Annotated in this window: 1 protein-coding gene; it reads right to left on the bottom strand. The window is 68.8% G+C overall.

The window, feature by feature from the left end:
- A partial coding sequence (locus QN345_RS19915) for a glycosyltransferase (RefSeq protein ID WP_323509226.1) occupies positions 1-356 on the bottom strand: 356 nt, incomplete at both ends.

Here is a 356-nt window from a genome sequence, read left to right as displayed (position 1 = left end):
TGGCGGCACGTTCGTCGATGACTTTGTCGTAGTAACCGACAAGGGTTTCACAGACGTTCTCCCACGAGCGGCCGAGCACCGCCCTCCTGCCGGATTCGCCCATCCGCAGCCGGAGCGGCGCGTCATCCACGAGCCGCGTGACACAGCGCCGCAGATCGCGTTCGTCGTCTGGAGTGAAGAGGAATCCGTTGTCGCCGTGCGCGACGAGGTCGATCGGGCCGCCGGCGTGCGGGGCGACGACGGGGAGCCCAGCCGCGTGCGCCTCCTGGATCGTCTGGCCGAAGGTCTCTTCGGTCCCGGCGTGCACGAAGACGTCGAACGCGGCGTAAGCGTCGGCGAGGGCGGACCCGGAGAGC

Source organism: Cryobacterium sp. 10I1, assembly GCF_035019805.1.
Classification (GTDB): domain Bacteria; phylum Actinomycetota; class Actinomycetes; order Actinomycetales; family Microbacteriaceae; genus Cryobacterium; species Cryobacterium glucosi.
Note: the sequence above shows the minus strand (reverse complement) of the source record. Positions and strands in the feature narration are given on the sequence as shown.